The organism is Streptomyces sp. ATLC9, assembly GCF_057196705.1.
Genome location: NZ_JBXUOY010000328.1, coordinates 1 through 5,317, shown reverse-complemented (window position 1 = coordinate 5,317; position 5,317 = coordinate 1). Strand labels below are relative to the sequence as shown.

Annotated in this window: 3 protein-coding genes; 2 read left to right on the top strand and 1 reads right to left on the bottom strand. The window is 71.2% G+C overall.

What is annotated here, in order from left to right:
* The first annotated feature begins 908 nt into the window (after positions 1-908).
* A complete protein-coding gene (locus tag AC2CJA_RS23790) occupies positions 909-1,949 on the top strand; it encodes a glycosyltransferase (RefSeq protein WP_484604731.1) in 1,041 nt (346 codons plus the stop codon).
* 106 nt (positions 1,950-2,055) lie between these two features.
* Here AC2CJA_RS23790 and AC2CJA_RS23785 read toward each other — a convergent pair whose 3' ends face one another.
* Positions 2,056-3,318, bottom strand: coding sequence for a nucleotide sugar dehydrogenase (locus tag AC2CJA_RS23785; RefSeq protein ID WP_484604730.1), 1,263 nt, complete (start codon positions 3,316-3,318; stop codon positions 2,056-2,058).
* A 238-nt stretch (positions 3,319-3,556) separates the two neighbouring features.
* Here AC2CJA_RS23785 and AC2CJA_RS23780 point away from each other — a divergent pair, with 238 nt between their 5' ends.
* A complete protein-coding gene (locus AC2CJA_RS23780) occupies positions 3,557-5,272 on the top strand; it encodes a glycerol-3-phosphate dehydrogenase/oxidase (RefSeq protein WP_484604729.1) in 1,716 nt (571 codons plus the stop codon).
* Positions 5,273-5,317: the final 45 nt, after the last annotated feature.

Sequence of the window (5,317 nt, the reverse complement as noted above, 5' to 3'; positions counted from 1 at the left end):
GGCGGGTGCCGATGGTGCGACGGGTCCGACCGGTCCGGCGGGTCCGGCGGGTGCCGATGGTGCGACCGGTGCGACGGGTCCGACCGGTCCGGCGGGTGCCGATGGTGCGACCGGTGCGACGGGTCCGACGGGTCCGGCGGGTGCCGATGGTGCGACGGGTCCGACCGGTCCGGCGGGTCCGGCGGGTGCTGATGGTGCGACCGGTGCGACGGGTCCGACGGGTCCGGCGGGTGCCGATGGTGCGACCGGTGCGACGGGTCCGACCGGTCCGGCGGGTGCGACGGGTCCGACGGGTCCGGCGGGTGCTGATGGCGCGACCGGTCCGACGGGTCCGGCGGGTGCCGATGGCGCGACCGGTGCGACGGGTCCGACCGGTCCGGCGGGTGCCGATGGCGCGACCGGTGCGACGGGTCCGACCGGTCCGGCGGGTGCCGATGGCGCGACGGGTCCGACCGGCCCGACGGGTCCGACGGGTCCGACGGGTCCGACCGCGTCCCTCACCACCACTGAGGTCGTCGGTAACACCGTGGCGATTCCGATCACGAACAGCGCCACCTCGGTCGCCACGTGTCCGGCCGGCTGGCATCTCACGGGAGGTGGTTACCGGCTGAGCGGGCCAGTGATTCTCAGCGTCACGGAGAACGCGCAGGCGGCCAGTCCGCCGGAGTCGTGGACTGTAACGGTCGGGGGCGCGTCTGTCACGGGAGAAACCCTCACCGCAGTCGCGGAGTGCGCTACAAACGTGGCATAGCCCGAGAAGTTGGGAAATCCGTCGGATGCCAGGGGCATGGCTCGTGTCCCCGGCGTCCGACGGGCCGGATGAATTACGCTTTCGATCGCGCTGTGTTCCCTGCTCATGTACACCAACTCTTGCAAAGGGCGCCAGGATGCCTTCAATCTGTTTGTGCATGATCGTCAAGAACGAGTCGCGTGTGATCGGTCGATGCCTCGGTTCGGTGCTTGACCTGATCGACTCGTGGGTTATCTCGGACACCGGTTCGACCGACGGGACGCAGTCATTGATCAGGTCCACACTGAGCGGGATTCCCGGGGAACTTCACCAGGAATCCTGGGTGAACTTCGGTCATAATCGAACTCGTAACATCAGGCGCGCCCGCGGAAAGGCTGACTATCTCCTGCTCCTGGACGCGGATCACGTCGTCAGGCTGAACGGACCCCTCCCCGCCCTGACCGCCACCTCCTACATGCTCCGGCATGAAGGAGATCTGGAATATCGGATCAAGCGCCTGGTCCGTGGCGACATCGACTGGCGCTACGTGGGTGCGACCCACGAGTACCTGGATACTGGTGAAACGGACAAGCCGGAGCTTCTCGACGAAATCGTGATCACGGATTTCGCTGACGGCGGTTCACGTCAGGACAAGTTCGAGCGAGACGCCGCGCTGCTTTCCGAAGAACTGACTCGAGACCCTGGGAACGGGCGCACAGTGTTCTATCTTGCGCAAACGATGCGAGATCTGGGGAGGAAGTCCGAGGCGATCGATCTGTACGAACGGAGGGCGGAGATGGGGGGCTGGGGCGAGGAAGTCTACGTTGCACTCCTTGAGGCCGGGGTCCTGCGTGTCGAACTGGATGACTGGAAGGGAGGGATGGAGTCTTTGATCAGGGCATGGGAATCCCGACCACAACGGCTTGAGGCGTGCTATGAGATTGCCTCGGGTCTGCGCAGAATGGGGCGACACAACACCGCGTACATGTTCGCCAAGGCCGGTGTCGGCAGACCGGTTCCGGCCGGGGATGTGCTGTTCACGAAACCGTGGGTTTACCGCTGGGGGCTCCTTTTCGAGCTCTCTGTGAGCTCCTACTGGGTCGGGGAGTACTCCGAGTCGGTCCGGGCATGCGATCTGCTTCTGGGTATGGAGGACCTGCCGGAGCCGTATCGCATGCAGACCGTGACCAACCGTGAGTTCTCGGCCGGTCGCCTGTGATGTGACCGGACAAGTGATCTGGCTCGTGACCACGGAAAACGCTCCCGACACCGCCCTCCGGGGCAGTCGCGACCCGAGACAGGGCCCGGCGCCGGTACGCGGCCTCTCACAGCCGGTGGGCGGCCCCCGTCGGGCTGGCGCCGCGGGTGTCCAGCAGGAGCTGGGCCTTGGCCGACAGGCTCTGCAGGTCGTAGACGCGGTGGTGCTGGAGGAGCAGGGTGAGGTCGGCCGCGGCGGCGGCCTCGTAGAGGGAGTCGGCGCGCGGGACGGGCCGGCCCGCCACCCGCCACTGCGGCACGTGCGGGTCGTGGTAGCCGATCTGCGCCCCCATCTCCATCAGCCGCAGGGCGATCTCGGGTGCGGGGGAGCCGGTCCGGTCGGCGAGGTCGGGCTTGTAGGTGACGCCCAGCAGCAGGACGCGGGCGCCGCGCGCCGACTTGCCGTGCTCGTTGAGCAGGGCCGCCGCGCGCTGTGCCACGTAGCGCGGCATCCGGGCGTTGACCTCCTGCGCGACCTCGACCAGGCGCAGCGGGTAGCCCGGGGTGCGCCCCGCGCGGTCCAGGCAGGCGGGGTCGACGGGAAGGCCGTGGCCGCCCACGCCCGGGCCCGGCCGGAAGGCGTGGAAGCCGAACGGCTTGGTCTCCGCGCAGCGGATCACGTCCCACAGATCCACGCCGAGGTCGTGGCAGAGCACGGCCATTTCGTTGACCAGGGCGATGTTCACGTGCCGGAAGTTGGTCTCCAGCACCGCCGTCGTCTCGGCCTCGCGCAGGCCGCGGGCCCGCACCACCTTCTCGACCAGCCGCCCGTAGAAGGCGGCGGCGGCCTCCGTGCAGGCCGGGGTCAGTCCGCCGATCACCCGCGGGGTGTTGGCGTAGCCGTGGGAGCGGTTGCCGGGGTCCAGGCGGGAGGGGGCGCAGGCGAGGTGGAAGTCGTGCCCGGCCCGCAGCCCCGAGGCCTTCTCCAGCAGCGGGGCGACGTATTCCTCGGTGCCGCCGGGGTGGACGGCCGACTCCACCACGACCGTGGTCCGCGGGCGCAGCCGCTCGCCGAGGGCGAGCGCCGCCGCCCGTACCGCGCCCAGGTCCGGGACGCGTCCCTCGCCCTGCGGGGTGGGGGCGCAGATCAGGGCGGCGCGGACCCGGCCCAGTACGGACGGGTCCGAGGTGGCGCGGAAGCCGGCCGAGACCATCCGGCGTACCTCGGCCGCCGACAGCCCGGCGCCCGCCCCCCGGCGCCCCCCGCCCCGCTCCCGCACGGTGTGCTCGTCGGGGTCGTAGCCGATGGTGCGGATACCGGCGGCCGTGGCGGCCCGGGCCGCGGGAAGACCCAGACGACCCAGACCGAGGACGGCGAGATCTGCGGGCATGAGGTGGCGTCCCTTCCCCTGTCGAAGGACTCGTGGGGCTGGCTGGCGTGTGGGGCGATGTCAGGTTAAGCGCATATATGACAGATATGGTGGATTGTGCGCGGAGCGGTGTCCGCCCGGGTCGAAGTCGTGGGATCGGCGGACGAACGGGTAGGGGCCAGCACGGGTACGGACAGACATACGGCCAGGCAAACGGACGGGCGATCGACCGGGGCGTCGGCACATCAGGGAGGCAGTGGTGAGGACAGCGGTACTGGGACCGGCCGAGCGGGCCGAGGCGCTCGCCCGCATGTCGGAACGCGAGCTGGACGTACTGGTCGTCGGCGGTGGAGTGGTCGGCGCCGGCACCGTCCTGGACGCGGTGACCCGCGGCCTGTCGACGGGTATCGTCGAGGCGCGCGACTGGGCCTCGGGCACCTCCAGCCGCTCCAGCAAACTCATCCACGGCGGGTTGCGCTATCTGGAGATGCTGGACTTCGCGCTGGTGCGCGAGGCGCTCAAGGAGCGCGGACTGCTGCTCCAGCGGATCGCCCCCCACCTGGTCCGGCCCGTGCCCTTCCTCTACCCGCTGCGGCACCGGGGCTGGGAGCGGATGTACGCGGGCTCCGGCGTGGCGCTGTACGACGTGCTGGCCACGGCCTCCGGCCGCGGCCGCGGGCTGCCCCACCACCGTCACCTGACGCGCCGCCAGGCGCTGCGGGCGGCGCCCGCCCTGCGCAAGGACGCGCTGGTGGGCGCCCTGCAGTACTACGACGCGCAGATGGACGACGCCCGCTACGTCGCAGCCCTGGTGCGCACCGCCGCGGCCTACGGCGCCCACGCCGCCAACCGGGCCCGCGTGGTGGGCTTCCTGCGCGAGGGCGAGCGCGTGGTCGGCGCCCGGGTGGAGGACCTGGAGCAGGGCGGCGAGTACGAGATCCGGGCCAGGCAGGTCGTCAACGCCACCGGCGTGTGGACCGACGACACCCAGCGGCTGACCGCCGAACGCGGGCAGTTCCACGTCCGCGCCTCCAAGGGCATCCACCTGGTGGTGCCCCGCGACCGCATCCACTCCACCACCGGGCTGATCCTGCGCACCGAGAAGAGCGTGCTCTTCGTCATCCCCTGGGGCCGGCACTGGATCATCGGCACCACCGACACCGGCTGGGACCTGGACAAGGCCCACCCGGCGGCCTCCAGCGCCGACATCGACTACCTGCTCGACCACGTCAACTCGGTGCTGGCCGTGCCGCTCACACGCGACGACGTGGAGGGCGTGTACGCCGGGCTGCGCCCGCTGCTGGCCGGGGAGTCGGACGCCACCAGCAAGCTCTCGCGCGAGCACACCGTCGCCCACCCGGTGCCGGGCCTGGTGGTCGTCGCGGGCGGCAAGTACACGACGTACCGGGTGATGGCCAAGGACGCCGTCGACGAGGCCGTCCACGGGCTCGACCACCGCGTCGCCGAGTGCACCACGGAGGAGGTGCCGCTGGTCGGCGCCGAGGGCTACCACGCGATGTGGAACGCCCGCGCCCGCATCGCCGCACGCACCGGGCTGCACGTGGCGCGGGTGGAGCACCTGCTGGGCCGGTACGGCTCGCTGACCGACGAGGTGCTGGAGCTGATCGCCGCCGACCCGAGCCTGGGCGAGCCGCTGCCGTGCGCGGACGACTACCTCAGGGCGGAGGTGGTGTACGCCTGCACGCACGAGGGCGCGCGCCACCTGGACGACGTCCTCACCCGCCGCACCCGCATCTCCATCGAGACCTTCGACCGGGGCACGCGCAGCGCGCGGGAGTGCGCCGAGCTGATGGCGCCGGTGCTCGGCTGGGACGCCGGGCAGATCGACCGCGAGGTGGAGCACTACCACAAGCGGGTCGAGGCCGAGCGGGAGTCCCAGCGCCAGCCCGACGACCAGACCGCCGACGCCGCGCGGCTGGGCGCGCCGGACATCGTGCCGCTCCAGCCGCTGTGACGCTCCGGTCGCCGTCACCGGGCAGGCCGCCGCGGCGCCCTGCCC

Bases quoted from the DNA above. Each gene is read 5' to 3' on its own strand.
- AC2CJA_RS23790 (WP_484604731.1), top strand. From the start codon at position 909: ATGATCGTCAAGAACGAGTCGCGTGTGATCGGTCGATGCCTCGGTTCG.
- AC2CJA_RS23785 (WP_484604730.1), bottom strand. From the start codon at position 3,318: ATGCCCGCAGATCTCGCCGTCCTCGGTCTGGGTCGTCTGGGTCTTCCC.